The sequence below is a fragment of the Hoylesella nanceiensis DSM 19126 = JCM 15639 genome, assembly GCF_000379965.1.
Lineage (GTDB): Bacteria > Bacteroidota > Bacteroidia > Bacteroidales > Bacteroidaceae > Prevotella > Prevotella nanceiensis.
The window spans coordinates 82233-108350 of record NZ_KB904331.1 but is presented as its reverse complement, the minus strand read 5'-3'; the positions used below and the strand labels follow the sequence as shown (position 1 = coordinate 108350).

General features: G+C 40.6%; 29 protein-coding genes and 1 other RNA gene. 17 read left to right on the top strand and 13 right to left on the bottom strand.

Features of this window, described 5'->3' with window-relative positions; genetic code table 11:
- Window positions 1-2 precede the first annotated feature (2 nt).
- The 12 genes from A3GM_RS0106545 (at window position 3) to A3GM_RS0106490 (ending at window position 11235) form a co-directional block, all read left to right on the top strand.
- On the top strand, window positions 3-338 hold the full coding sequence (locus tag A3GM_RS0106545; protein WP_006046155.1) for a DUF4133 domain-containing protein: 336 nt from the start codon (window positions 3-5) through the stop codon (window positions 336-338).
- Window positions 335-2848 (top strand): TraG family conjugative transposon ATPase, encoded by a 2514-nt coding sequence (locus A3GM_RS0106540; protein ID WP_018362587.1) that lies wholly within the window; start codon window positions 335-337, stop codon window positions 2846-2848. The genes A3GM_RS0106545 and A3GM_RS0106540 overlap by 4 nt, the downstream gene beginning before the upstream one ends.
- A 27-nt stretch (window positions 2849-2875) precedes the next feature.
- Window positions 2876-3505: a DUF4141 domain-containing protein gene (locus tag A3GM_RS0106535; RefSeq protein WP_018362586.1), complete on the top strand. Its 630-nt coding sequence runs from the start codon at window positions 2876-2878 to the stop codon at window positions 3503-3505.
- A 52-nt stretch (window positions 3506-3557) separates the two neighbouring features.
- Complete coding sequence (traJ, locus tag A3GM_RS0106530) at window positions 3558-4595, top strand: conjugative transposon protein TraJ (RefSeq protein ID WP_018362585.1); 1038 nt, start codon at window positions 3558-3560, stop codon at window positions 4593-4595.
- Between the two features lie 45 nt (window positions 4596-4640).
- Entirely contained in the window at window positions 4641-5264 is a 624-nt protein-coding gene (traK, locus tag A3GM_RS0106525; protein WP_004353758.1) for a conjugative transposon protein TraK, read from the top strand.
- A gap of 4 nt (window positions 5265-5268) precedes the next feature.
- Window positions 5269-5571 carry a hypothetical protein gene (locus A3GM_RS0106520; protein ID WP_018362584.1) on the top strand — a complete coding sequence of 101 codons (303 nt, stop codon included), beginning with the start codon at window positions 5269-5271 and terminating at the stop codon, window positions 5569-5571.
- A complete protein-coding gene (gene traM / locus A3GM_RS0106515; protein WP_018362583.1) occupies window positions 5564-6832 on the top strand; it encodes a conjugative transposon protein TraM in 1269 nt (422 codons plus the stop codon). The genes A3GM_RS0106520 and traM overlap by 8 nt, the downstream gene beginning before the upstream one ends.
- Window positions 6833-6880: 48 nt before the next feature.
- A complete protein-coding gene (traN, locus tag A3GM_RS0106510; protein ID WP_018362582.1) occupies window positions 6881-7831 on the top strand; it encodes a conjugative transposon protein TraN in 951 nt (316 codons plus the stop codon).
- Window positions 7825-8418 (top strand): conjugal transfer protein TraO, encoded by a 594-nt coding sequence (locus A3GM_RS0106505; RefSeq protein WP_018362581.1) that lies wholly within the window; start codon window positions 7825-7827, stop codon window positions 8416-8418. Before traN ends, A3GM_RS0106505 begins: the two co-directional genes overlap by 7 nt.
- A 12-nt stretch (window positions 8419-8430) precedes the next feature.
- On the top strand, window positions 8431-8889 hold the full coding sequence (locus A3GM_RS0106500) for a DUF3872 domain-containing protein (protein ID WP_018362580.1): 459 nt from the start codon (window positions 8431-8433) through the stop codon (window positions 8887-8889).
- Between the two features lie 11 nt (window positions 8890-8900).
- Window positions 8901-9419 carry a glycoside hydrolase family protein gene (locus A3GM_RS0106495; protein ID WP_025830119.1) on the top strand — a complete coding sequence of 173 codons (519 nt, stop codon included), beginning with the start codon at window positions 8901-8903 and terminating at the stop codon, window positions 9417-9419.
- Between the two features lie 457 nt (window positions 9420-9876).
- Window positions 9877-11235 (top strand): C10 family peptidase, encoded by a 1359-nt coding sequence (locus tag A3GM_RS0106490; RefSeq protein WP_240430787.1) that lies wholly within the window; start codon window positions 9877-9879, stop codon window positions 11233-11235.
- Window positions 11236-11368: 133 nt separating this feature from the next.
- On the opposite strand, the gene A3GM_RS0106485 is transcribed toward A3GM_RS0106490, so the two are convergent.
- From A3GM_RS0106485 to A3GM_RS0106440, 11 genes are all read right to left on the bottom strand, one after another.
- Window positions 11369-11590, bottom strand: coding sequence for a hypothetical protein (locus A3GM_RS0106485; RefSeq protein ID WP_018362577.1), 222 nt, complete (start codon window positions 11588-11590; stop codon window positions 11369-11371).
- A 4-nt stretch (window positions 11591-11594) separates the two neighbouring features.
- Entirely contained in the window at window positions 11595-11879 is a 285-nt protein-coding gene (locus A3GM_RS0106480) for a hypothetical protein (RefSeq protein ID WP_018362576.1), read from the bottom strand.
- Between the two features lie 26 nt (window positions 11880-11905).
- Complete coding sequence (locus A3GM_RS0106475) at window positions 11906-13180, bottom strand: PcfJ domain-containing protein (protein WP_026216141.1); 1275 nt, start codon at window positions 13178-13180, stop codon at window positions 11906-11908.
- A 4-nt stretch (window positions 13181-13184) separates the two neighbouring features.
- A complete protein-coding gene (locus A3GM_RS0106470; RefSeq protein WP_018362574.1) occupies window positions 13185-13604 on the bottom strand; it encodes a PcfK-like family protein in 420 nt (139 codons plus the stop codon).
- 22 nt (window positions 13605-13626) lie between these two features.
- Entirely contained in the window at window positions 13627-14058 is a 432-nt protein-coding gene (locus A3GM_RS0106465; protein WP_018362573.1) for a hypothetical protein, read from the bottom strand.
- Window positions 14059-14412: 354 nt separating this feature from the next.
- Window positions 14413-14760, bottom strand: a complete 348-nt coding sequence (locus A3GM_RS0106460; RefSeq protein WP_018362572.1) for a hypothetical protein — start codon at window positions 14758-14760, stop codon at window positions 14413-14415.
- Between the two features lie 140 nt (window positions 14761-14900).
- Window positions 14901-15368, bottom strand: coding sequence for a DUF1896 domain-containing protein (locus A3GM_RS0106455; RefSeq protein WP_018362571.1), 468 nt, complete (start codon window positions 15366-15368; stop codon window positions 14901-14903).
- An 11-nt stretch (window positions 15369-15379) separates the two neighbouring features.
- On the bottom strand, window positions 15380-16648 hold the full coding sequence (locus tag A3GM_RS0106450) for a site-specific integrase (RefSeq protein WP_018362570.1): 1269 nt from the start codon (window positions 16646-16648) through the stop codon (window positions 15380-15382).
- 342 nt (window positions 16649-16990) lie between these two features.
- Window positions 16991-17390: a transfer-messenger RNA gene (ssrA, locus tag A3GM_RS11405) on the bottom strand.
- A gap of 291 nt (window positions 17391-17681) precedes the next feature.
- Entirely contained in the window at window positions 17682-17966 is a 285-nt protein-coding gene (locus tag A3GM_RS0106445) for a GNAT family N-acetyltransferase (RefSeq protein ID WP_018362569.1), read from the bottom strand.
- Between the two features lie 78 nt (window positions 17967-18044).
- Complete coding sequence (locus A3GM_RS0106440; protein WP_025830115.1) at window positions 18045-18509, bottom strand: type I restriction enzyme HsdR N-terminal domain-containing protein; 465 nt, start codon at window positions 18507-18509, stop codon at window positions 18045-18047.
- Between the two features lie 153 nt (window positions 18510-18662).
- On the opposite strand from A3GM_RS0106440, the gene holA reads away from it, so the two are divergent.
- On the top strand, window positions 18663-19691 hold the full coding sequence (gene holA, locus A3GM_RS0106435) for a DNA polymerase III subunit delta (protein ID WP_018362567.1): 1029 nt from the start codon (window positions 18663-18665) through the stop codon (window positions 19689-19691).
- Between the two features lie 780 nt (window positions 19692-20471).
- Window positions 20472-20936: a helix-turn-helix domain-containing protein gene (locus A3GM_RS0106430; protein ID WP_018362565.1), complete on the top strand. Its 465-nt coding sequence runs from the start codon at window positions 20472-20474 to the stop codon at window positions 20934-20936.
- Window positions 20937-22099: 1163 nt separating this feature from the next.
- On the opposite strand, the gene panD is transcribed toward A3GM_RS0106430, so the two are convergent.
- A complete protein-coding gene (gene panD / locus A3GM_RS0106420) occupies window positions 22100-22447 on the bottom strand; it encodes an aspartate 1-decarboxylase (RefSeq protein WP_018362563.1) in 348 nt (115 codons plus the stop codon).
- A gap of 62 nt (window positions 22448-22509) precedes the next feature.
- A complete protein-coding gene (panC, locus tag A3GM_RS0106415) occupies window positions 22510-23358 on the bottom strand; it encodes a pantoate--beta-alanine ligase (RefSeq protein WP_018362562.1) in 849 nt (282 codons plus the stop codon).
- A gap of 187 nt (window positions 23359-23545) precedes the next feature.
- On the opposite strand from panC, the gene A3GM_RS0106410 reads away from it, so the two are divergent.
- From A3GM_RS0106410 to A3GM_RS11765, 3 genes are all read left to right on the top strand, one after another.
- Window positions 23546-24358 (top strand): glycogen/starch synthase, encoded by an 813-nt coding sequence (locus tag A3GM_RS0106410; protein ID WP_018362561.1) that lies wholly within the window; start codon window positions 23546-23548, stop codon window positions 24356-24358.
- Window positions 24359-24472: 114 nt separating this feature from the next.
- Window positions 24473-25909, top strand: a complete 1437-nt coding sequence (locus A3GM_RS0106405; protein WP_018362560.1) for a DUF4270 domain-containing protein — start codon at window positions 24473-24475, stop codon at window positions 25907-25909.
- Window positions 25910-26038 carry a hypothetical protein gene (locus tag A3GM_RS11765; RefSeq protein WP_018362559.1) on the top strand — a complete coding sequence of 43 codons (129 nt, stop codon included), beginning with the start codon at window positions 25910-25912 and terminating at the stop codon, window positions 26036-26038.
- Window positions 26039-26118: the final 80 nt, after the last annotated feature.

The following is a 26118-nucleotide window of genomic DNA, read 5'->3' as shown; positions in this document are numbered from 1 at the left end:
CGATGGCTGCATTTGAAATCAACAAAGGTGTAGGTAGGACGGTAGAGTTCAAGGGCTTGAAGGCGCAGTACCTCTTCCTCTTTGCAGGAGGGCTGCTGGCTGTCTTCATTCTTGTGGTCATCCTCTATCTCTGTGGAGTCAGCCAAATTACCTGTCTTGTCATAGGTGTAGTGGGTGCCAGCCTTGTGGTATGGCAAACGTTCACCATGAATAGAAAGTATGGGCAATATGGGCTGATGAAAAAAGGAGCAGTGCGTATGCACCCACGCTACCTTGTGAACCGCCGTACGGTCTGCCACCTTATCCGTAATCTTCAACCAAAGAAAGCAAAAAAATGAGAAATAAAAGCAAGATAACCACCTTGGAGTCGAAGTTTCCACTGCTCTCCGTAGAGCAGGGCTGCATGGTGAGCAAAGATGCTGACATCACTGTGGCTTTCCGTGTGGAACTGCCCGAACTCTTTACCGTCACCTCTACAGAATACGAAGCAATGCACTCTGCCTGGCATAAGGCAATCAAGGTGCTACCCAATTATAGCATCGTACACAAGCAGGACTGGTTCATTAAGGAAGACTATCAAGGAAAGCTCTCCGATGGCGGATTGAGTTTCCTTGCCCGTTCCTCTGAACGGCACTTCAACGAGCGTCCGTATCTCCACCACTCGGTCTATCTCTTCCTTACCAAGACGAACAAGCAGCGTATGGCGCAGCAAAGTAATTTCTCTTCGCTCTGCCGTGGACATCTGCTACCAAAAGAGATTACCAACAAGGATGAAGTGATGAAGTTTATGGAAGCAGTGGACCAGTTCGAGCGTATCATCAACGATACCGAGCAGCTAAGGATTGTCCGCATGACTGAAGAAGAGTTGGTTGGCACAAATGAAAAAGGCGGACTCTTGGACCGTTATTTCTCCCTCTCGGAAGAAGGACACGCGTCTTTGGAGGACATCCGTCTGGGCGCAGACCTTGTACGTGTGGGCGATAATATGCTTTGTCTGCATACACTCTCCGATACGGACGACCTGCCTACAACAGTAAGCACGGACAGCCGATACGAGCGATTATCAACCGACCGAAGCGACTGCCGCCTTTCTTTTGCCTCTCCCGTGGGGCTGATGTTACCCTGCAACCATATCTATAACCAGTACCTCTTCATCGAGGACAGCGATGCCAACTTGGAACGCTTCGAGAAGCAGGCTAGGAATATGCACTCGCTAGCACGCTACAGCCGTAGCAACCAAATCAACGAGGAATGGATACAGGAGTATCTCAATATTGCCCATTCACAGGGACTAACCTCCATCCGTGCCCACTTCAACGTACTGGCATGGAGTAGCGATAAAGAAGAACTTCGCCAAATCAAGAATGACGTAGGCTCTGCACTTGCTCTTATGGAATGCCACCCTCGCCACAACACCATTGATGCGGCAACGCTCTACTGGGCAGGCATTCCCGGTAATGCGGCAGACTTTCCCGCAGAAGAGTCATTCTATACTTTCATCGAGCCTGCCCTCTGTTTCTTTACGGCAGAGACGAACTACAAGGATTCGCTCTCTCCCTTCGGTATCAAGATGGCAGACCGCCTTTCAGGAAAACCCGTCCACTTAGACATATCGGATTTGCCGATGAAAAAAGGAGTCATCACCAACCGCAACAAGTTCATCTTGGGTCCTTCGGGTAGCGGCAAGTCTTTCTTTACCAACCACATGGTACGTCAGTATTATGAGCAGGGAGCGCACGTCCTCTTGGTCGATACGGGTAACTCATATCAAGGCTTGTGCGAACTTATCCACCGCAAGACCAAGGGTGAGGACGGTGTGTATTTCACCTATACCAATGAAAGTCCGATATCCTTCAACCCTTTCTATACAGATGATTACTTCTTCGACGTGGAGAAAAGGGAGAGTATCTGCACGCTGCTGCTCACGCTTTGGAAGAGTGCAGATGAGCATATCACTAAGACCGAGGCAGGCGAACTTGGTTCTGCCGTCAACACCTATATCGAGCTGATATGTGCTGACCACAGCGTTACACCCTGTTTTAATACCTTCTATGAGTATCTGCGGGACGTGTACCGAAAGGATATGGAAAAGAGAGACATTAAGGTAACGCTCTCGGACTTTAATATCAACAACCTCTTAACTACATTGAAGCAATATTATCGTGGTGGTCGATATGATTTCCTGTTGAACTCGGACAAGAACATCGATCTACTCTCCAAACGCTTTATCGTTTTTGAAATCGACCAAGTGAAGGACAACAAAGACCTCTTTCCTGTGGTAACGATTATCATCATGGAAGCCTTCATCAACAAGATGCGCCGATTAAAGGGTATCCGTAAGATGATACTTATTGAGGAAGCGTGGAAGGCGATTGCTTCGGCAAACATGGCAGACTACATCAAGTATCTCTATAAGACGGTGAGAAAGTATTTCGGGGAAGCCATTGTCGTAACGCAGGAGGTGGACGACATCATCCAGTCACCCATCGTCAAGGAGAGCATTATTAATAACTCTGACTGCAAGATACTGCTTGACCAGCGCAAGTACATGACCAAGTTCGACGGCATACAGGCGATGCTCGGTCTTTCGGAAAAGGAAAAGAGCCAGATACTCTCCATCAACCAGAACAACGACCCCAACCGACTCTACAAGGAAGTGTGGATAGGGCTGGGCGGTATGCAGAGTGCCGTCTATGCTACGGAAGTGAGCATGGAGGAATACCTGACCTACACCACAGAGGAAACCGAGAAGGTGGAGGTAATGAACAGGGCGGTACAGCTCGGTGGTGATATCGAAACAGCTATCCGTCAGCTTGCCATAGAGAAAAGAAACAATAAAAAGAAATAAGTACAAACCATCAAAACTATAGTAACAATGAAAAAGTACATTTTCATGGCTCTCTTAGGATTGAGCCTTTCTGTTCCCAAAGCCCACGCACAGTGGGTAGTGAGCGACCCGACCAACTTTGCGGGCAACATTGCCAACACGGTCAAGGAAATTGCCACCGCCTCAAAAACGGTGAAGAATACTCTTGATGGATTCAAGGAGGTGGAGAAACTCTACAACGACACCAAGAAGTATTACGATGCACTCAAGAAGGTGAACAACTTGATTGGTGATGCCTATAAGGTCAAAGAGTGCATCCTTATGGTGGGCGACATCTCGGAGATTTACGTCACCTCGTATAAGAAGATGCTTTCGGACAAGAATTTCCGCCCTTCAGAACTCGCGGCGATGGCTTCGGGCTATGCCAAGCTTCTGAAGCAGAGCGGTGAGAGTCTTAAGGAACTAAAGTCCATTGTTAAGAGTAATGTCTTCTCGATGAACGACCACGAACGAATGCAGGCAATCGACCGTATCTATACTACGCTTCGGGAAAATCGCTCGCTCGTATCCTACTATACAAGGAAAAATATCTCTGTGAGCTATGTGCGTGCAAGGGAGAAGAATAACCTTGCCTCTGTTAAGGCACTCTATGGTAATACGGCAAGCAGGTATTGGTAAATCCACAGACAAAAAAAGAACTTGAAAGAACTTTCATAAAAAACTTTTGCTTATGGATTTTGCTAGTTTACATGAGCTGCTACGCTCAACCTATGACGAGATGATGCCACTCTGTGCCCAGATGACGGGTATTGCCAAAGGCATTGCAGGCTTGGGTGCACTCTTTTATATTGCTCTTCGGGTATGGGCTTCCATTGCCCGTGCCGAGGCGATAGATGTCTTTCCCTTGTTACGCCCCTTCGTGCTGGGCTTCTGCATCATGTTCTTCCCGACAGTCGTACTGGGTACGATGAATGCCGTCCTCTCGCCCGTAGTGCAGGGAACGGAGATGATGGTACACCAGCAGGAGGGGAACCTTGCAGAGCTTACTGCCAAGCGAGACAAGTTGCAAGAGGAAGCCTACCTTAGGAATCCTGAAACAGCCTACCTTGTCTCCAACGAGAAATTCGATGAGAAGATTGAGGAAATGGGTATCATCGGACCTGAAGATGCTGTGACGATAGCGGGTATGTATGCCGAGCGTGCAGCCTATCAGACCAAGCAGTGGATCATGAAGATGGTACACGACCTCTTAGAACTTCTGTTCCATGCTGCAGGACTTATCATCGACACACTACGTACCTTCATACTCATCGTCCTTGCCATTCTCGGTCCGATAGTCTTCGGCATTGCCGTATGGGATGGTCTTGCTGGCTCACTTACGGCATGGTTCTCACGCTATATATCGGTCTACCTGTGGCTGCCTGTCAGCTCTATTCTTACGGCACTGCTTACAAAAATACAAGTGCTGATGATAGAGAAGGATATTGAAGCGCTCAGTGACCCTAACTACCTGCCTGATTCGGGGACGTGGTACTACATCGTCTTCTTCCTTATCGGTATTGTAGGCTACTTCTGTGTACCTACCGTGGCAGGCTGGATTATCGAAGCTGGAGGTGGTATCGGCTCATACGGTCGTAATGTCAACCAGACAGCACAGCATGGTGTGCAAGGAGCATATACTGGTGGCAAGGCTACTATGGCTGGCGCAGGTGCTGCTGTGGGAAATGTCGGTGGACGTATCAAGGGTGCACTGCTCAAAGGAAAATAGAAATCGAACAACTATGCTTAATTAATCAACAGATATAAAAGAAAAATGGAATTCAAATCACTTGGTAATATCGAGACTTCATTCAGACAGATAAGACTCTACGCCTTTGTCTTTGCTATCGTCTGCGTGGCGGTAAGCGGTTATGCTGTCTATGCCTCATACAGCTTCGCTAAGGAGCAGAGGGAGAAAATCTATGTGCTTGACCAGGGAAAGTCGCTCATGCTTGCCCTCAGTCAGGATGCAAGCCGTAATCGTCCCGTAGAGGCAAGAGAACATGTGCGTCGTTTCCATGAGCTGTTCTTCACCATTGCGCCCGACAAGGATGCCATCGAAAAGAACATGGAACGTGCCTTTGTGCTGTGTGACAAGTCGGCTTTCAACTATTACAAAGACTTGGCAGAGAAGGGCTATTATAACCGTGCCATATCGGGTAATGTCAATCAGCGCATAGAGGTGGACTCTATCCACTGCAACTTTAATACTTACCCTTATGCGGTAACGACCTATGCACGGGAGTTTATCGTCCGTCAGAGCAATGTTACAGAGCGTAGTCTTGTTACGACCTGCACGCTGCAGAACTCTGTCCGTTCGGACAATAACCCACAAGGCTTCCTGATGGAGAACTTCCTCGTCAAGGAGAACAGGGATATACAGACCTATAAACGATAAGGCTATGGCAAGAAAAAGAAACTTTTTACTCTCACGTCAATATCTGCGCTTTCACCTGTGGCTTCGCCATCGGTGTGAACGGCTCACGATAAGGCAGAGAAAGGAAATCGTCTATGGGCTGAGTTTCATCTATCTGCTCTGCTCGCTTTGGATGATAGCGCAGTTTTTCCTTCCTCCAAAGAAGGAGAAACTACCCATCCCCATGGGAAAGCTGACGGACAGTCCGATACGGACGGACAGCACGTTACAAGAGTTACACGGCAATTTTTACCTACAACATCATCAAACAATCAAAGAAAATGGATAATAAACAGAAAGAACAAATGAAGAAAGGCTTGGTCTTCGGAGGATTAGGACTACTGTTTGCCCTTTCGATGTGGTTTATCTTCGCACCTTCGGGCAAGGATAAGACTGCAGCGGAGCAGGGACTCAATGACAGCATCCCGCAGGCAACGACGGAAAAGCTCACCGAAAACAAGCTCAAAGCCTATGAATTAGGCGACAAGGCACACGAGGAAGAACAGACCCACGAGGAGATGGGCAGACTATCGGACTATTTTGCACAGAACACTGCTCCATCAGAGGAGCAGCGTGCAGAAACAGATGCTTCTACGACAAAGATAGAAAGTTCTATGCATCGTTATGAGGAGAATAACCGCCTCTTGAACTCCTTTTACGCTCCCGACCCACACGAGCAGGAGCGTGAAGCCTTGCGCTCGGAGATAGATAATCTAAAGAAAGAACTATCTCAAAAGGATAGTAAGGAGGACAATGAAGAGAAACGGCAGCTTGCACTGATGGAAAAGAGCTATCAGATGGCAGCGAAGTATCTCCCTAAAGCATCAACCCCACCAACCTTCAATAATGGTCTGACGGTAGGAAAGGAGAAGACGGAAGGGGCAGCAGGTGGCTCTGAAGCCGCTAAGGGCAAGACCATGCAGAATGAAAAGCCTGCAATGGAAGTTCTGCCGGAGCGTAGGCTGATAGTATCTTCACTTGACCAACCTATGAGCGATGTGTACTTTATGGAGGAATATGGCAAGAAGGCTCGTAATATGGGTTTTCATTCGCTTGCAAGCACGGCTGTACCTACAATGCGCAATACACTGAAAGTAGTAGTGGACAGAACGAGCACGCTCAAGGAGGGCGACAATGTTGTGCTTCGTCTGCTGGAAAGTGCCAAGGTACAGGGACTGCACATTCCACGGCAGAGCCGACTCATAGCCGTTGCCAAGATAGAAGGTAATCGTATGCACCTACTTATCAAAAGCATTGAGGTGGACGGGCATATCATAGCCGTCAAGCTCTCGGCATACGACACAGACGGACAGGAGGGTGTGTATATACCAGGATCGGAGGACATCAATGCGCTTAAGGAAGTTGGAGCGAACATCGGCGGTTCAATGGGTACATCTTTTACCTTCGCTTCCTCTGCCAAGGACCAGATTATCTCCGAGGCAGCCCGTGGGGTGATGCAGGGTGCAAGTCAGCTGATTCAGAAGAAACTGCGTACTATCAAGGTAACGCTCAAGGGTGGCTATCGACTTTTCTTGGTTCAGTCCAAATAAAACAATCGAAAATGATAAGTAAAAAATAACATCAAATCAAAAGGAACAATGAAGAAAATTATTTTATCAATGGCTATGCTTGCCATCGTGGGAGCAACAGCCACAGCACAGGAAAACAATGATGGTCTGACACCAAGCCGTCCGCTTACTTCGGGAGAGCTCTTTCAAGGTATGAGCCGTGCCATTCCAACGGGGCGTGTCGTACTGCCGTATGGTCTGGACGTTACCTTTGACAAGACCGTGCATCTTATCTTCCCTTCTGCTATTCGTTATGTAGACTTAGGTTCGCAGAATATCATCGCAGGGAAGGCGGAGGATGTAGAGAACGTACTACGTGTAAAGGCTTCGGTGAAGGACTTTGAGACGGAGACTAACATGAGTGTCATCTGTGAGGACGGCTCTTTCTATGCTTTCAACGTAAAGTATGCTGATGAGCCGGAGAAGTTAAGTATCGAGATGAAAGACTTTCTCTCCACGACGGAAGGTAGACTGCCAAGCAACCGCTCTGATATTTACTTTAAGGAACTTGGCAACGAGTCGCCCGTATTAGTAAAGCTGATGATGCAGACTATCTATCAGAACGACAAGCGTACCATCAAACATATCGGTGCACAGCAGTTCGGCATGAAGTTCCTGCTCCGTGGTTTGTATGCCCATAACGGCTTGCTGTATTTCCACACTCGTATGGAAAACGGCACGAATATGCCGTACTCGGTGGATTTTATCACCTTTAAGGTTGTGGATAAGAAGATGGCAAAGCGCACCGCCATACAAGAGCAGGTGTTGCAGCCACTTCGTGCTTATCATCAGGTGATGCAGGTGCGTGGCATGGGTAGTGAACACTGTGCGTTTGCGCTCGAGCAGTTCTCTCTGGCGGAAGACAAGCAGCTTGAAGTGACGCTCTATGAGAGAAATGGCGGTCGTACGCTGACCTTCTATGTAATGGCAGAAGACCTGCAATTGGCAAAGAAGATTGATAACCTCAAACTGAAATGGTAGACATTATGAAAAAGAAAATCATTTTATCGGTTTGTGCAGCGGTGGCAATGGCTTTTAGCTTGCCATCGCAGGCACAGCGACTGATACCCAAGCAAAGGGGAGTAGAGGTCGTAGGGAGTGTTCCGCTTATTAAGGGTGAAAAATTCCTTGCAGCTGACAATTTCGGCATGGGAGCATCACTCGCTCGATATTTGGGACATGAGAACTATACCTTTGTTATGGCAGAGTATGAACAGCAGAATATGCTGTACAGAAGTTATAACGTAAAACTCAAGGATGCTCTCTTGCACTTGGGCTATATGCACCCGATTGTCTCCGACAATGGCAAGAATGTATTTCTCTATGGTGGCATATCCGCCTTGGGTGGCTACGAGCAACTGAATGAGGACAACAAACTGCTGCCCGATGGGGCGACGCTGCTCGACCGCTCCCGCTTTGTCTATGGTGGTGCCGTGCATGGTTCGGTGGAAGTGTTCCTCACGGACAGGATTCTCTTTCTTGTAAAGATGCAGGAACGTTTCCTATTTGGAACGGACGTGCATCGTTTCCGTCCGGCTGTTTCAGCAGGACTAAGGTTTAACTTTTAAGTAGAAGAAAAGATGAAGAAGATATTGAATACGATTTGGGTAATGGGTGTACTGACCCTTGCCGTGTTTTGCCTATCTGCTTGTGATAGGGATTTGGATGTTCAGCAGTCTTATCCGTTTACGGTGGAGACAATGCCGGTTCAGAAGGACATCATAAGGGGGCAGACGGCTGAGATACGCTGCACGCTCAAACGAGGTGGTGAGTTTGCCGACACTCGCTATACGATACGTTACTTCCAGTCTGACGGCAAGGGCTTGCTAAGGATGGACAATGGCACGGTCTTCAAGCCGAACGACGGTTATCCGCTAACAAAAGATGTGTTCCGCTTATACTACACCTCGCTGTCATCTGACCGCCAGACGATTGATGTATATGTGGAGGATAATTTCGGTAAGGTTCAGCAGCTGACCTTTAGTTTTAACAACGAGCGGGAAGAGGGCAAGGATAAGCCTACATCTTCTCGTCGCTAAGACCATAATTGATGCGAACGATAAATTCTTTCATTTTACTTTGTGTATTCTGCCTGTTCTGTCAGCCGACCCTTGCTCAGCGCAGGGTGTGGCTGGCAGACTTGCCACCTTTTGAGCGTGCGGTAGTCGTAGTAAAATACTTTGAGGGCATGCACGGCTGGAAGAATTATCCGTATGTTGGATATGGGCATCAGCTACAACCAGGCGAAAACTTCACGGCAGATATGACGGAACGGCAGGCAGACTCCCTGCTCCGTGCCGATCTTTGGAAATGCTTTGAACACTTTAAAGGCTATGGGAAGGATGCTCTGCTGCTCAGCCTCCTAGCCTATAATGTGGGTGTGGGGAGATTGCTTGGTTATGGAAAGCACCCCAAAAGTAGGCTGCTGCAAAAGATAGAAGCAGGAGACAGAAACTTCTACTGGGAGTATGTTTCTTTCTGCCGATATAAGGGAAAAGTTTTGCGAGGGTTAGTTAAACGGCGAAAGGTTGAGTTTGCCCTGTTTTATATACCTTTAGCTTATGATTGATATTTTGTTGAGGAATAATAGAAAATTATTTTCTTTTATCGTATCTTTCCTCTAAAGAAAAACGCATTTTCTTTATTCCCACTGGCTTATAAATCAAAGTTTTTCAGTAACTTTGGTTAGAAAAGCGACAACCCTTTGTAGAAGGGTGTTCCGCACAATAGGCTGGTGTTCGGGTAACGATTTGGAAACCGTTCTGTTTGCTATGCTTTGCCTTGTTTTGCTTAGAGAGGTTTGTTCTTTGCTGCAAAAGTACATAAAAACTCTAATTCCCAAAAATTCCCATCATCATTTGTTGGTGTTTTAACGCAATATAAGAAAAAAGGGTGATAAAAATTTGGAAGCAACATGAATATTGATTATATTCGTAAGCGAATACAAACTAAAACAATTTATTATGAAGAGTTATCTAAAATTTTTACCGGTAGTACTCTTTATTCTGAGTGGGTGTAGTGACAAAATGGATGAAGTAGATACCGTTATAGATAACGGTCATAAATCTTATATCTCTTTGTCTGAACAAGAGTACAATAGTATTGCCTATCCTGATAAGAAAGACTTATCGGATGAGGAGGTTGAAAGCATTGCGAAATCATACATCGGAAGTATTAAGGGATCTAATACAAGGTCTGCCTTAAATTCTTTATCAAATGTGCAAAAAGAAAAAATTAGTTTATCCTTGACTACAAAACAGCACGAAAAAGGTGAAGAAATATACTTTACAAAATTAAAATGGATTGACCATCAAGCCAAGAAGCCTATTAGTATGATTGTAAGTTCAGATTGCCGTTTCCCTTATGTTATTGCCTTTTCTGAGGAAGGAGATTTCTTTTCACCAAACGAAACAGCAGATTTGATGATAAAAAATGCAATGAACATAGCCTTGCAAGAGATTGCCGTAATTAAGCAATGCGAAGATTCTCTTCGTGAAAAAACAAAAGCTTATGTCAATATGCAAATTAGGAAGAAGGGGATGAAACATGTAGAATACCTTGTAAACAATACTCCTGTAACACATAGTTCTGCCACAGACAATCCCTCTGGGCAATTACATAAAATAGTTGAGCCTATGCTAAAAACAAAATGGAATCAGACAAGTCCTTATAATCTTTATGTGCCTAAATGTCCCCCAGAATATGATTTTGACTATGGTTATGACGGACGCCATCCTGCAGGGTGTACAATTATTGCTTGGGCACAAGTCTTGGCGTATTTACAACCGAATATCAATGACATTACAACTCCTGAAGGACAGAAATTTTATTGGGGTAATTTAGGAAGTTATTCTCCGAATTTTTGGGGATACCATGAGCTTACTGAGGAAGATAAAAGGTTAGCCTCTTTAATAAAGAATCTTGCAGATGGAAGCGGCACAAAATTTACAAGTGAAGGAGGTTCTGTTTCTGTAGATGCAGTTGCAAATTATGTAAAAAAATGGAATGTCCATATTGATGGAAAAAACTCTTGTACTTTCCAAAACATGGCAAACTCTTTAAATTCAAGAAGACCAGTTATATGTAGAGGAACTGCAAGAGCCATCAGAGGCACAAGAGCAACAGGAGCATTTACCAATGGTTCACATGCTTGGGTTGTTGATGGTTATCAAATTCGCGTTCGTCCCTCTAATGTGGCTCCTTCACCAAAACAACCTCGCAGGATCTTAAAGAGGTACAATGTTTATTGCCATGCTAATATGGGATGGGGAGGAAGTTTTGATGGTTGGTATTTATATCGTTATGACGGAAGTATTGACTTCGATTGTGGAGGAGATTTGTACGATATAAATTTGGCATGTTATCCAAATGCTCGTTTAAACTAACATCTTTTGGCAATCTCGCTATTCAAACGAGATTGCCTTTTCTTTAAATACTTAGGTCGCCTGCTCGTTCAAAGACAAAGAAAAGAAGCCACGCAATTTTCGGTTTGCGTGGCTCTTGGTTTCATTCAGAATACTATTTCTGCACTTTTGTTATCCTGTCTATCCGTTTGTTAGGGTGTCTGTCAAATGCCCAATTTATCTCATCATCGGGCAGGGTGCTGTGAATGCTTCCACCCATAACCAACCCACAATTTTGCAGGACTTTTTGCCGTGCGTCTTCTTTGCTCTCCGCAACCACATCAAACACTCCTTCGAAGATGTATTGCGTCCGAACTCTGTAAACTTTCTTCTTCATAATCTTAAAATTCAACCTTTAATAATCTGTATTCCTTTGGCTCTCCATTGGATATTCTGCGGTGTGTGAGCCAAAAGTGATGTGCGCCATAGCCGTATGCAAAGAACTTATCAAGTTCTGTTTCTTCGGCTATTTTGTTGATAGCTGACCTTAACTCCTCTTTGTTGTCGGATAAGGTTATCGCATTAATCACCCTAATGAGAATATGCGGTATTTGGCTTTCACTTTGTCCGCTGATTTTCAATTCATCCGCATAGTTATAGATGATGTTTTCAATCTCTGTTTTCATATCTCTGATAATTTAATGTTCATACTTTATGCTGTTGCTTTCATTCTTCGGCTTATAAGACCTCGATTGGCATTCACAAGGTTTACTATCTGCTCGTGGTATTCTGTATTCTTGTTGCAAACTCCACGACTTTGTACCACTTCCAAAGTTCGTAAAGACATTTCAATGGTTTCTATTCGCTTGCCATCAATGGTAGCCGAAAGGATAAGAGAGTCCTCTTTAAGGTAATATGCATTAGAAAAAACACAATGGTGCATTGATACACCTTCTTCTAAATGCTCCTGCACGCTCTCTAATACGTGGACTTGGATTGTGCCGTCCGTGAAACAGATACCGAAAAATTTAGATTTAAGTTCCTTGAAACGCTTTTCATCTTCCATAGCCTTCTTTTGCTTCTGTTCTATCTCCTCCCTTTCACGCACTCTGAGAAGTTCCTCGTGTCTGCGGTCGTGTTCGCCTTTAAGGTCTGTGGGGCATAAATATTTTGGATTATGAATATCCTTACCTAATCTTTTAAGTGTATCTACATAATCATTCCAAAGAGAAATGTCTGCTATCTCATAGCCGTTACGGACTGCAATCTTGTAGGACTGCCATAGTTCTTCAAAAGTTCTCTTGTTGCCAAGAAAGTAACGTAAATGCTCTGTGCTACCTGCCTTTAGCAATGTTTCCACTCGGCTGTCTGTAAGTAATGCAGGAATAAACTTAGTAGGCACGATGCCATAGAAATTATCCTTAAAACCATTTCTGCGAAGTATGTCTGTAACCTTGAACTTCGGATATATGGGTGAGTAGGCAATATGCTGATAGGCTTCATTATCGTTGCGTATCGCCATAGGACTATAATAGGAAAAGGTATCAACATAGTGTCCCAATACCCTCTGTATGGCAACCACAGCTTTTCGTCCCTGCATATTCCACCAATATTGCCCAATCTCAATTATAGAAGTCTGTGCTTTGTACCCTTTCTCCATACCCACAATAAGTAGGAACATACGTAATACTTGAAACTCTCCACAAGTGGTAAGTATGGTGAAATACTGCTTCTGCTGCAACTTGCGCTCGTATGTTTCCTTGACCTGCAACTTTGCCCTGCAATGAGGGCAAGTGCAAGTTTCTCTATGTTTGTTCATTACCCAACTATGCCCACAATCCATACAAGTGGTGCGACCTTTTGGCAAGCGGTAGGCGAAGTGGTCTATGCTCTCACGAAATGCCCACTTGCTTTGTTGCTTGGTTATCTGGCGAAGATGCTTGCTTTGTTCCAAAACTGCCTTTTCAAATTTGTTTCTCGGTTTCATAGGCTTAAAAATCAAATAGTGATGGTTGTACTTGGGTTGCTACATTCTCGGTCTTTTTCACTCGTGCGTTACGGCTCTGTAACTTGGCAAGTTCCTCACGCTGATATTGCTTAATGGCTTCCTGCCTTGCTTCGGCTTTTTCTTCCTCTGTGAGTTCTACAATGTGATTGACGGCAACTTGGCAAGAAATAGCCTTACCTACTTCTATATCGTCCTCATCGTAGTAGTGGACTGCCATTGAGAAAATTTCATCATCATCAAAGCCGTTGCAACCGCTTTTCTGTACTTTATTAAGAATGTAGGTGATGCACTCCTCGATATTCTTGTTCGGTTTCATCAAGTTAGGGGCAAATAATGGGTCTGTCATAGCACGCTGATTAAGATACTCGGCTATTGTCCGTGTGAAATGTTCTGTTCCTTTCATTGTCGTATATGTTTTGATGTTGTTAATACTTGGGAATTTCTACTATTTGATTGATGCGCCCATATAGATAGGCTCTTAGGCTTGTTCTGTCGGGTGCGTAATACTCTGTCCATTGTCCGTACTGATTGACAAGGTATTTCTTCAGCACGTCAAAGAAGTCAAAGCGATAGCCTTGTAGGGGAACGGCTGTACGGAAATAGGTGTTAGAGTTCACTGCTTCACATAGCCAATTCTTTTCCTCACGGCTCATACACTCGCCACGATTGAGTTTCATACGCAGGAGATATACTTTGCTATTACAAAGGCTCTCCAAAGGGAGTACGTCCCATTGTACAAACTTAATTGCCAACACTTGCTCACTCTTTTCAGCCGTAGGGTTAATGCGGTAATGAGAGGAGGAGCTATATCCTTTTCTGTTCATCGAAGATGTTGTATTTACTTTTTGCTTATCCATAGCGACATTTTTTTTATGCGTCCAAAGATCGGAGTATGCTGATTCCTTTTTGTAGCAAAAAGAGGTAGCGGGGCGGGCTTGCACAAGATTTTGGCGGAAAATACAACCCGTAGGTGTGGAGATTTTCCAGACAAACCAAGCGGCTTAGGACCTTGGGAAAGCCACAAGCCCCGTACTACCTTTGCGGATAAAAAGGGAACAGCATCCGTCTTTCCTTGTCATCGCATATCGTGGAGCATTGGAAAAGAAGCAAAAGTGCAACGCCCGTAGTGGAAAATAGAAAAGGTGGCTATCTCAAAATGCGAGATAACCACCTGATGAAATAGCATGAAAGTTTTTACAGAGCTGTGCTTCTCAAAGCACGCATAGCAAGATGGCACAGAGAATTGCCAGCCAGAAGAGAATGCTCAGCAGCGTAAATGTCACTTTTAGAATTACCCTGACTATAAAGCGTAGTATCAGAAAACCTGCAATGACTGACACGACAGTTACGACCTGTGACGTTATAATCTTTGAGATAAGCCAAACAGCACCGATAACGATAGAAAGCAGGATAGCGAGTTCGATGAAGCGTGTCCAAGAGAAGCGGCGGACTTGCTTGGGAGGATTCGGCTGCTGTTTGATATTATCAGTTTTGTTCGATGCGTCTGCCTTGATGAAGGCAGGTGTGTGAATGTCTTGATTCATGATTATTGTATTCATATCGGAGCTTTTAATAGTTTCAAGAGCAATAACAAGATGCTCTGGCTACACAAAGACAAGTGTTTGTACAAACTCTTGGCGTGTGGAGTGGAGCATTTATCTTGGCTCTTGACACTACAAAAGTTCCCGATGGTGCTACATCAAGTCATGTTCTCACTATCGACGGTTGGCAGACCATTGACCTCAATGATCAGAACGATTGTCCCTGTCAGTTCAGTGTAGAGTTTCTCATACTCTGGAGTTGCGCCAAAGTCGTCTGTTAGTTCATACTTGTCGAAAACGCTTTGCACAGCTTTATTCTTCAGAAGCATTGGTGTTAATCTTTCTGGAAGAGGAGAAGGGAGTTCTTTCTCGAACTCATTCTCTAAGACAGATATAAGCGTGTCATACTTGGAAAAGTGCAAACCTTGGTATAAGACTTCACTTGCCATTGTCTCTGCCTCTGGGTGAGAAAAACCTTGTGCTATAGCATCGCAGTAAGCTGTCAATGCTTCGTCTGCGCGAGCAGTTATAAACGTATTTTCATTCACTCTCTCTGGATAATGCTCTCCGAGATATGCTTCCAACTTCAAACGGAAATAAGAAAGCTCTTTCTTTGTTGTTTTCATATTTTTATTGATTAGATTGTACTATTTTTTTTAGTGTAATACTGTTTAGTTACTTTAGTTGCTGGCGAATTTATAAAATTGAACTTATCTAATTTTTTGGATACCATAAGCATATCATTCTCTATTTTCTTGTTTGTTATGCGAGCATAAAGTTGTGTAGTGGTAATACTTGAATGTCCTAACATCTTTGATACAGACTCAACAGGAACACCTTTGGTAAGCATCATTGTTGCAAAAGTATGTCGAGCCATGTGAAAAGTAAGGTTCTTATTGATACCACAAACATCTGCAATTTCCTTCAGATAAGAGTTCATTCGTTGATTACTGAGAATGGGTATAAGTCTACCATTTTTAGCACAGCCTGCATATTTCTCTATAATCATTTTTGGAATATCAAGAAGAAGGATATGACTTAACGTATCGGTTTTCTTTCTTGCCGTAACTATCCACTGCTTTCCATCCATTGTAATTATATTTTCATCTGTAAGGTTGGCTACATCAACATAAGCTAAACCTGTAAAACATGAAAACAAAAATATGTCTCGAACATTGATCAGTCGTTGCGTAGCAAATTCTTTATGCATAATAGTATCAATCTCTTCATCTGTAAGAAATCCTCGATCCACACGCTTGGTCTTAAAGTGGATGTTGAGAAAAGGATCATGATTGAACACACCAGCCTTACGTCCAAATATGATGACTGTTTTGAATGTTTTTAAGGTTTTAATAGCTGTGTTAAAACTTTGTCCCACTATTGTTCGAAGATAAACATCAAAATCATGAATAACGATAGGTGTAAGTTCAATGGCATTAAGATCTGTTCGGGCATATTTTATTTCAAGAAAGTGAGTAAAGTGGCGCTTACATATATCAAACTTGCGATAGTTTGCCTTACTTACACCACAGCCTATTTGTGCATACATATCATTATTGTATTTGGTAAACAATGAGAGTACGGTTTCCATGGCCTCCCGCTTGCCCAAATATTCAGACTTAATCCGTTCTAAACTTAACTCTTCAGAAAATTCCAAGCGCTGGAATATTATCTGAAGGTCAGTGCTAATGCTCGTCAACTGGGCATTGGTAGCCAAGGTCTCCTTAGTTCTTCCTCGTACTTTACCCAATGTATTGTCCCACATTTCTGGGTCAACGCTAACCCCCGTTGTTCCGAGAGCTACTCTTTCTCCATTAAGATGAATACGCATCATAACTGACGCTTTTCCTTCCTTGTTTAAATAATTGCTTCGCAAATAGAAGCTTGTTCTAAAAATACTCTTCATAGTTATAGGTTTTTGATGCAGAAGTAAAGGTGTGTTTCTGTTCCTGTTTTGGTGAGTAACACATTTTTTTATATCTGCAAAGTTCGACATAATTCTTTGAATAACAATGAAGTATGCGGTATCTATGTGTACTCTGTATGGTATCACTGGCTACAATTTTAGAAAGATGATTTTTTCTGTAGCCATATTGTAGCCAGTTGGGAGTATTTTGAGCAACTTAGTGATATCTGAATGTACTCCTCAATAGGGATATAAATAAACAGATAATCGCCGTAACTCATTGAGATTACAGCGATTATCTGATTTAGTCAAATTCCTAAAAACTCTTGTTTAGAGTACTTCAAGTGGAGCTGGTGGGTTTCGAACCCACGTCCAAACAGGGAAATACTGTGCTTTCTACACGTTTATTTCGGCCTTCATTTGTCAGGTTATAACAAGACCCGAACCACCAATTATAACCTTAGTCTTTAAAGTTTCATCTAAAAATCAAGACCTTTTTAGACTATTTCCGATTTTTCTGCACCACTGAATCCATTGATTCGGAACCACATCTTTGGAGTGATGTCTCGTTCCACTACCTGGTAATGGAATAAAGCTAGTAATCTACTATACTTCGATTAAGCAGCGAGAGCGTAGTTATTTTCGCCAATTAATTTTTTGATAACTGATATTTAAGAGCCAGCTAACGAAGCTCTACGTGCTTACACACCATCTCATCCCGCTGTCAAATCCAGTCAGCCCCGTTATAAAAGGGTGTCGATGTGTGTTTTATATGTATTCTTTTACGAAGTAAATATGGCTATTTTTAGTCCTTTTCCTAATATAAAGCCACGTTTTTTCGCTGATAATACGATGCAAAGATATAAAATAAAAATAGAAAAACACAATAAAGCATTGCTTTTATCGCATTTTTCTATCTTATAATTCACGTTTTAAAATAACATAAATCTATCTTTTGATGTTTCTTTTTACATCGAAAAGCAATTTAAAATGTTATCTTATTGGAAAGATAAAAATATCTCTTTGAATACTTTTATGCTTTGATATCGTTTAGACTTTCGTCTCTTTCAAATATCTTTTTCACGAAAGAACAAACAGGAACAACCTTTATTTGCTCTGCTCTTGCATATTGAACAAGGGCATTTATCAATTCTTTTCCAAATCCTTTTCCTTTATGTTCTTCTCCAACTCGAGTGTGTTCTGCCACTAAATTATGGTTTTCGTCAAACACATAGGTTAACTCCCCTGCATAAACATCATTCTCATAAAGAGCGAAACGACCTTCGTTTGCTTGCTTTTCGTTTTCTATTCTAATCATATTGCGAATTTATTTGTTATGTTATTTCTATTATATAAATGTATGTTGAACTGTTGATTGGGGCGCAAACACCTATTATTAGGGTGCCGACTCAGTTATTTCTGAATACGAGGGGATATCTTTCAAAAAATGATAAGAATGATTCTCGTAGTCCATCTTACAACAAAAATGCTGTAATCCATTGCTCACAATGAGATAATCCACATGTAGTAGCATGTTATAAGCGCTAATTTGGTCGAACACTTTTTGTGTTATTGTAACCGAAGGAGCTTTGTATTCGATGATAACTTGTGGCTTTAGTGATTTATTATATAGAATACTGTCTGCTCGAAGTTGCTTGTTTCCACATGAAAGACCCACCTCATTGGCTAAAAGTGGGGCAGGAAAACCTTTCTCTTCGATAAGAAAATGCACGAAATGTTGGCGCACCCACTCTTCAGGAGTTAGCGAAACATATTTCTTTCGTAACGAATCCAGTATCAAAGGATGCTCTTTTGTGCCCGACAATTTTATGTTGTATGATGGTAAATTTAATGGAATCATTTTATTAACTTTGCAAGATAGTGCAAAGATACTGCTATTTTAGTGTAGTAAGAAACTTTTTATCATTGCTTTTTTGCATAAAGATGGATTGCTAAAAATAGAGTAGTGGTATTCAGATTGATGCACTATTTAGTTTTATATATATAATAATGTATGACTGAAAAGAAAAGTTCTATTACTTTCGAAGACATCATGCGCCGTATAGAACAACGGCAATATGCACCTGTTTACATATTGATGGGAGACGAATCGTATTACATCGATCAGATAGCAGATGCCATAGCAAACTCTGTTTTGAAGCCAGAAGAGCAAGATTTTAATCAAACTATTCTCTTTGGAGCAGATGTAACAGCAGCTCAAGTGGTAGATATTGCAAAGGGATATCCTATGATGTCGAGCCATAGAGTGGTGATTGTGAAAGAAGCGCAGAATGTAAAATCACTCGATGCACTCGAAAAGTATCTTGTAAATCCAATGCCAACAACAATTTTAGTGTGGTGTCATAAAAATGGATTAATAGACAAACGTAAGAAAGTTGTAGCGAAAGCAGAATCGGTTGGAATTGTCTTTGAAAGTAAGAAAAAACGAGATTATGAATTAAATACCTTCATTAACAAATATTTAAAAGGTAAACATGTGCAGATAGATGCCAAATCTTCGGATATGATTGTAGAGCATGTGGGAGCAGATTTAAGTAGGTTAGTGTCTGAATTAGATAAAATCATTTTGTCGTTAGATGATAAAAATAGAATCATAACACCAGAGATGGTGGAGCAGAAGATAGGTATAAGTAAAGAATTTAATACGTTTGAACTTCGAAGTGCCATTATAAATAAAGATGTATATAAGGCAAATCTCATTATCAACTATTTTGAAAAGAATCCTAAGTCAGGCTCTATATATGCCTTTCTACCGCTGTTGTTCAGTTATTTTCAAAATCTAATGATTGCCTATTATGCGCCAAATAGGAGTAATGAAGCTGATGTTGCGAGATTTTTAGAATTGAAATCGAGCTGGGCTGCCAAAGATTATATACTTGGAATGAGGAACTATTCGGGTGTAAAGGCAATGCAAATTATAGAGAAGATTAGAGAGGTTGATGCTAAAAGCAAAGGTTTAGATAACCCAAATACATCTGCAGATGAGCTAATGAAGGAGCTTTTGTTCTTCATTTTACACTAAAATAGGGTAGTTTTTACCTATTTTTATTCTAGAATCGAATTTTTACTGTACAGAAAAAACATACTACAAAGTGGCATAAACAAAGGGTTTTTGCCACTTTTTTTATGCTCATATTTTTCGTATTTCTCAGCAACTTTATCCTTGTTCGTGAATACTAAAGAAATGAAGAAAATGACTTCATTTTTCACTACTCAATTTATCGTTAAGCTTTGTTTTATGTTTTACTTTGTAAAGTTTGAAATGTAAATATATAATTTATTTTACTTTGTAATTTAAAATGATGTTGCACTAATATGGATATGTAAATATTTATATATTAAAAACAGGATACGAATTTGCAAATTAAGACCCTTTACAATTGCAAATGTAAATATATTCGGAGTGTGATATAAAACAATAAGTTGCTGAAAACCAGTGTTTTATTATTTGTTTATTATATCTTTTAATTTGGTTTAGTATACAATTTTGCCTGTAGAGCATAGAGAATGCTATATTTACAGATGTATATATGTTTGTAACTATTTAATAACCAATATCTATATAGTTTGAATTAAAGTAAATGAGGGGTTTCTATTATCTTTTGAAATGTATGACATTTAAATGTGAATATATAAATATAAAAACATGAAGGATCAACGTAAAGATTTAAATATGTATTTGTAAAGTTTTTTATTTGCATATTTATTTTAGATTTGTTGCATATCTCCTTTTTTTGATTTACCTTTGTAATGTAAATAGAAAAAGCGATTTTCGCAGTATAATTGTAGTAAAAGAGCAAAAATGAAAGATAGAATTCGCCAACTAATGTTACATCAGCACATGTCTCAACAGACCTTTGCTGACATCTTAGGATTGTCTCCTGCATCATTAAGTAGCATCTTTAATGATCGCACAAAACCAACATTAAATCATGTAGATGCCATCAAGAAGAAATTTCCTTCTATAAATTTAGATTGGTTGATGTATGGAAATGGCCCGATGTTTTTAGATGATAGTTCGCAAAATGATGATATGTTTGCTAATGAAGGCGAACATTTTGAAACAGCAAATTCAGATGCTTCTACTGCTAAAGCAGCGACTCCTACTCTAGATTTCGATAATTCCCCATCTTATTCAGGCGTTAATTATAACACACCTAAAGAGCGTGTAGTCATAAAAGAAGTGGAAAAACCACAGCGACAGATTACCGAAATACGTATATTTTTTGATGATCAGACTTGGGAAACCTTTGTTCCTAAGAAGTAAAAGATAAGGAAATATGAGATTCTAAGACTATTATTTGTTTTAGAATCTTATTTTTTTGTGATTTTGGGAGCATTTTTGCTCCCTTTTTTGTTGTAAGTTATCAACAATGTAAATGTTTACTTATGTTAATTTATTTTGAATTTGATATTCTATTGTTGATAACTTTTGTCCTAAAAAACTGCCTTTTAGGTGAGAAATGTCCTTTTATTTAGATGTGATTTTCATCAGAATGAAGCGAAAAAGTATTGAGTTTGCAGAGTAAAAGCATTGCTATTAGCAGTAAAAAGCATAGCTATTGCATTCAAATATCACTGCTTTTGCATTGTGAAATTATGGAGGTGCGGTGCCAGTTATACCTCTTATTAGATGTAAAATTGGGAGAAAATGATGTGGAAAATAACGATTTTCAGCTTAGTAAGAGTGATATTGTGGCTCGAAAACAATGGAATATGCGTGACTTTGCATCGTTAAAAGCCTCGAGGAAGAGCAAAATAGGAGCATGAAAGGGATAGAAAAGGATTTGTTTTATGGCTTAAATCGGCTTAATTCTTATCTTATTAGCTGCTTTCGAGGGACGAAAAGTAGGAAAAGAGAACGTGAGAATAGATCATATGTAATAGTAAAAGTCCCTGGAATATATGAAAATTGCTTTGAAAAGAGGTTTATTTTGCTTCTATTATACTTCTCCTTAATATGAAAATAAATGTCTCTTTAAGAGATTTTGATAAGTTATAGAGGGCGATTGGCTTAGTTATATGACTACAGGTTGCTTTGAATTGAAATGCTTTTAGGGACTTGTTGAGTGACTGTTGGGGTGAAAATACTACGTTAGAAGCGTTCTTTGTGTGCTTGGTGGTATTGCAAAGGTAAGGATAGTACTCACCTTTTAAGGCACATAAGACGTATAGTTTAGCGTATATTAGAATGGATTTAAAAGAGGAGTTGAGTGTGAATGTATTGCAAAAGAAAAGAGTGCAATCGATATAATCAATTGCACTCTTATATAATCTTATTCTTTTTAGCTGCTCAATTCTCACTCTAAATCAGCTTTAACTCTGCTTTTACAGCTTGTTTAAGCTGTTATAGCATCATTCTTAAACCGCTTTTGGGTATGGAATAGAATGGCTTTATAGAGCAAGTAAATCGTGTTTGCAGGTGAGTTGTTATCGCTCGATCTTATTATCTTTAGGGAATACCACCCAAGGTGTAAAGGTTTTAGCCTCTTCAAAGTCCATGAGTGCGTATGAAATGATGATAATAGTGTCGCCAATTTGCACCTTTCTAGCTGCTGCTCCGTTTAAACATATGCAGCCAGAACCACGTTCTCCGGCTATAATATAGGTTTCAAAGCGTTCTCCGTTGTTGTTATCTACAATCTGAACCTTCTCTCCTGCAATCATATTTGCAGCGTCTAAAAGGTCCTCATCGATAGTTATACTTCCTATATAGTTAAGATTTGCATCGGTAACTTTAACTCGATGTAGCTTCGATTTTAAAACTTGAATCATCATGTTTTTATCTCTTTTTCTTGCTTTTTGCCTCTTGCAACGTTGTGATAGTTGCTTTGTAGGGGTTATTTATATTTGATGTGGTCGATTAAGCGAATAGGAGTTGCGCCACAATATACGGTGATGCAGCCCACAATATAAGGCGAATCGTTCCACGAATGTACAGTTTCTAAGGTGTTTCCGTCTACAATTTCGAAGTATTCCACCTCCAATTGGTCTATGGCATTAATCGAATTGATCACTTCTTGTTGAAGTTCGCCTACCGATAAGCTGTCTTTCTTTGTTACGCTTTCCTTTAAAATGCGGTAGATATTGGCTGCAATTGCTCGCTCTTCGCTTGTTAATAGGGCGTTACGAGAGCTCATTGCCAATCCACTTTCCTCTCTAATGATAGGACATTCGATAATGTTGATATCTAAATTTAAATACTTTACGAGTTGTTTTATAACACAAATCTGTTGCCAATCCTTCTCCCCAAAGTATGCATTGTGTGGTTTTGTGATATAAAATAGGCGAGAAACGACCTGACAAACGCCGTTAAAGTGTCCTGGACGTTTAGCTCCTTCCATTACAGTTGATGTTGGTGGGAACTCGAAGTGGCGGTTATCAGGAGTTGGATACATCTCTTTTGGGGTGGGAGCGAATACAATATCGGCTCCAACTTCATTCAAAATCTTACAATCTTCCTCAAAAGTTCGAGGATAACGCTCAAGGTCTTTGGGGTCGTTAAACTGTGTGGGATTAAGAAATACCGATACAATTGTGATGTCATTGTCGGCTACACACTGCTTAACCAATGATGCATGACCTTGGTGTAGTGCTCCCATGGTAGGCACAAGTCCTATCTTTTTGTTGGCTTTTCTTAAGTAGAAAAGCTCGTTTTGTAGGTCTACAATATTGTCGAAAATCTTCATTTTGTTTTCTTCTTGAATGACAAATCAAGTGAATTATCGGGTGCAAAATAACAACTTTTTTCTTTAATATCGAAAAATAACAATAAAAATATAAGCTAAAAGTCTTATATATTAATAATAATGTGGTTACTTGAACTTTAGTTCAACAAAAAAATAGTATCTTTGCAAATAACAAATTAAAATCAAAATGGCAAAGAAAATATTATTCATCAACCAAGAGATTACACCTTATGTCCCTGAAACTCCCTTATCATTGAAAGGTATTGAGGTTCCAAAAACAATTCAAGAGAATGGTTTTGAGATTCGTACTTTTATGCCAAAGTGGGGTATTATTAATGAACGTAGAGGTCAATTACATGAAGTTATTCGTCTTTCGGGGATGAATCTTATTATAGATGACACCGACCATCCATTGATAATTAAGGTTGCTTCAGTGCCTCAAGCACGTGTACAAGTGTACTTTATCGATAATGATGATTTCTTTATGAAGCGTCAAATGGCAGTAGATGAAGAAGGAAACGAATACAATGACAATGGCGAACGTGCTATATTCTTTGCTCGTGGCGTGTTAGAAACAGTGAAAAAGCTACGTTGGACACCAGATATTATTCATTGTCAAGGTTGGATGTCGTCAATTATTCCACTCTATATCAAGACAGCTTATCACGATGAACCATCGTTTGCAAACACTAAAGTCGTTACTTCTTTGTTCAATGATAGACTACAATCAGATTTTAAAGATAACTTTAAAGACTGCTTAGAGTTTAGAGATGCCAACAAGAAAGTGCTTAAACCATACAACGATAAGTTTGATTTTAATGAGCTAACAAAGCTTGCTATTGATTTTAGTGATGGTATTATTGAGGCCGTTCCTAATGAAAATAAAGATATGTTAGCCTATGCTTCAGAGAAAGGTAAATTCGTTTTGAACCATTCGGAAGCAGACCTTGCTACAGAATATAGCAATTTCTATAATCAAATTCTTGGCGAAACAGAATAATACCGTGTGTTAATTAGTGAGAACGGGCAGTGCAACTACCGTAAATATCGGTAGGAGTGATGCTTTGTGAGATGACAGAATATCAATCGAAAGATATTGAAAAGAAAGAGAACTATGCGTTTAAAATATTTATTTATTTGCTGTTTAGGCATGCTTTTAGCAGCTTCGTGCAGCGAGAATACATCAAATCTTGGTGGTAGCCTTATTGATGATACAGATAAGCTGACAATTAATTCAGACTCTTTTGAGGTGAGTACAAAATCTGTTTTGTCTGGTGCTGTACTATCAAGAGATGCAAATAACCATTTAGGAAAGGTGTTAGATGCAGAAACAGGGACATATATCACAAGTAATTTTATGACCCAATTCTATTGCCCTAACGACTTTTCGCTTCCTAAAACAGATAGTATTGTAAGCAAAGATGCTAGTGGCGTTTATGCAGATTCATGCAGAATAACTCTTTATTACGATTCTTTTTATGGCGATTCATTAACAAAGATGAAGGTTACAGCATTCATCATGGATCAGCCAATGCTTGAAAATAGAGAGTATAAGTCGGACTTTAATCCTGAAGTATCGCCTTATATCACCAGCAACAGCACAAAATATGAGAAAGTATATTCACTTGTTGATATGAATATACCTGCAACAGTGCGCTCTAAAAAGACCTATTATAAAGGTATTACCATTGATTTAAATAGTAAATATTACGATAAGAACCACGTTGAATATAAGAACTTTGGTACTTATTTGATGAAGCAATACTATTCAAATCCTAACTATTTCGCTAATCCTTTGCAGTTCATTAAAAACGTTCTACCAGGTATTTACTTCAAATCAACATCTGGTGTGGGTGCAATGGCAAATATTAGTGCAGTAGATATCAGTGTATTCTTCCGCTTAAAGAAGAATGGACAAGATACAAAGGGAGGCGTTTCGTTCTCTGGAACAGAAGAAGTTCTTTCTACAACTTATGTTCAAAACGACCAAACAAAGTTGAACTCGCTTGTAAACGAGACACAACACACTTACTTAAAGACTCCTGCAGGCATCTACACTCAAATGGAATTGCCAATTGAAAAGATTATGCAAGGACACGATAACGACACTATCAGCTCTGCTAAGATAATGCTTCACCGCATCAATAACACCACAGCATCGCAATATGCTTTCAATGTTCCAACAACAGTGATGTTGATTCCTGTAGACGAAGCAGCTGCTTTCTTCTCTCAAAGAAAGCTTGCAGACAATAAAACAAGTTATCTTGCAGAATATAGTAAGACATACAACACTTACACCTTTAACAACATTAGTAAGTTAGTTCATGCGATGTATAAGGAGAAGAAGAATGGAACAGCAAGCGCAAACTGGAACAAAGTGCTCTTAATTCCTGTGAAAGCAACATACACTTCTGATGCTTCAAGTGGCTTAACAATCCTTTCTTCGGTTGAACCTGATATGTCTTTAACAAGTACTAAGCTTGTTGGAGGACCTAATAACACCAATGGAAAGGTTCTAATAAACGTTATCTATAGTAAGTTTAATCGCTAAATGGCAGATAATTTCCTAGAGAAACAAAGAGCAAACTACGAGCAAAGAAAGGCTCAGTGGCTTAAAAAAAAGAGATTAGTAAGGACGGTTATTCGTACAATTGATAAGCCTGAAGACGAGAGTCTGTAGCTTATTCAATCGAATAAGTTCTTGAATTAAAATATAATAGGGTGATACTTCTTTCTGAGGTATCACTCTTTTTGTTTGAT

Bases quoted from the DNA above. Each gene is read 5' to 3' on its own strand.
- A3GM_RS0106495 (WP_025830119.1), top strand. From the start codon at position 8,901: ATGCGAACGATAAATTCTTTCATTTTACTTTGTGTATTCTGCCTGTTC.
- holA (WP_018362567.1), top strand. From the start codon at position 18,663: ATGACTGAAAAGAAAAGTTCTATTACTTTCGAAGACATCATGCGCCGT.
- traK (WP_004353758.1), top strand. From the start codon at position 4,641: ATGGAATTCAAATCACTTGGTAATATCGAGACTTCATTCAGACAGATA.
- A3GM_RS0106440 (WP_025830115.1), bottom strand. From the start codon at position 18,509: ATGATTCCATTAAATTTACCATCATACAACATAAAATTGTCGGGCACA.
- A3GM_RS0106490 (WP_240430787.1), top strand. From the start codon at position 9,877: ATGGATGAAGTAGATACCGTTATAGATAACGGTCATAAATCTTATATC.
- A3GM_RS0106545 (WP_006046155.1), top strand. From the start codon at position 3: ATGGCTGCATTTGAAATCAACAAAGGTGTAGGTAGGACGGTAGAGTTC.
- A3GM_RS0106540 (WP_018362587.1), top strand. From the start codon at position 335: ATGAGAAATAAAAGCAAGATAACCACCTTGGAGTCGAAGTTTCCACTG.
- traM (WP_018362583.1), top strand. From the start codon at position 5,564: ATGGATAATAAACAGAAAGAACAAATGAAGAAAGGCTTGGTCTTCGGA.
- A3GM_RS0106535 (WP_018362586.1), top strand. From the start codon at position 2,876: ATGAAAAAGTACATTTTCATGGCTCTCTTAGGATTGAGCCTTTCTGTT.
- A3GM_RS0106505 (WP_018362581.1), top strand. From the start codon at position 7,825: ATGGTAGACATTATGAAAAAGAAAATCATTTTATCGGTTTGTGCAGCG.
- A3GM_RS0106480 (WP_018362576.1), bottom strand. From the start codon at position 11,879: ATGAAAACAGAGATTGAAAACATCATCTATAACTATGCGGATGAATTG.
- traN (WP_018362582.1), top strand. From the start codon at position 6,881: ATGAAGAAAATTATTTTATCAATGGCTATGCTTGCCATCGTGGGAGCA.
- A3GM_RS0106520 (WP_018362584.1), top strand. From the start codon at position 5,269: ATGGCAAGAAAAAGAAACTTTTTACTCTCACGTCAATATCTGCGCTTT.
- traJ (WP_018362585.1), top strand. From the start codon at position 3,558: ATGGATTTTGCTAGTTTACATGAGCTGCTACGCTCAACCTATGACGAG.
- A3GM_RS0106485 (WP_018362577.1), bottom strand. From the start codon at position 11,590: ATGAAGAAGAAAGTTTACAGAGTTCGGACGCAATACATCTTCGAAGGA.
- panC (WP_018362562.1), bottom strand. From the start codon at position 23,358: ATGAAGATTTTCGACAATATTGTAGACCTACAAAACGAGCTTTTCTAC.
- A3GM_RS0106460 (WP_018362572.1), bottom strand. From the start codon at position 14,760: ATGAATACAATAATCATGAATCAAGACATTCACACACCTGCCTTCATC.
- A3GM_RS0106475 (WP_026216141.1), bottom strand. From the start codon at position 13,180: ATGAAACCGAGAAACAAATTTGAAAAGGCAGTTTTGGAACAAAGCAAG.
- A3GM_RS0106410 (WP_018362561.1), top strand. From the start codon at position 23,546: ATGGCAAAGAAAATATTATTCATCAACCAAGAGATTACACCTTATGTC.
- A3GM_RS0106470 (WP_018362574.1), bottom strand. From the start codon at position 13,604: ATGAAAGGAACAGAACATTTCACACGGACAATAGCCGAGTATCTTAAT.
- A3GM_RS0106455 (WP_018362571.1), bottom strand. From the start codon at position 15,368: ATGAAAACAACAAAGAAAGAGCTTTCTTATTTCCGTTTGAAGTTGGAA.
- A3GM_RS0106450 (WP_018362570.1), bottom strand. From the start codon at position 16,648: ATGAAGAGTATTTTTAGAACAAGCTTCTATTTGCGAAGCAATTATTTA.
- A3GM_RS11765 (WP_018362559.1), top strand. From the start codon at position 25,910: ATGGCAGATAATTTCCTAGAGAAACAAAGAGCAAACTACGAGCAAAGA.
- A3GM_RS0106500 (WP_018362580.1), top strand. From the start codon at position 8,431: ATGAAGAAGATATTGAATACGATTTGGGTAATGGGTGTACTGACCCTT.
- A3GM_RS0106405 (WP_018362560.1), top strand. From the start codon at position 24,473: ATGCGTTTAAAATATTTATTTATTTGCTGTTTAGGCATGCTTTTAGCA.
- A3GM_RS0106445 (WP_018362569.1), bottom strand. From the start codon at position 17,966: ATGATTAGAATAGAAAACGAAAAGCAAGCAAACGAAGGTCGTTTCGCT.
- A3GM_RS0106430 (WP_018362565.1), top strand. From the start codon at position 20,472: ATGAAAGATAGAATTCGCCAACTAATGTTACATCAGCACATGTCTCAA.
- A3GM_RS0106465 (WP_018362573.1), bottom strand. From the start codon at position 14,058: ATGGATAAGCAAAAAGTAAATACAACATCTTCGATGAACAGAAAAGGA.
- panD (WP_018362563.1), bottom strand. From the start codon at position 22,447: ATGATGATTCAAGTTTTAAAATCGAAGCTACATCGAGTTAAAGTTACC.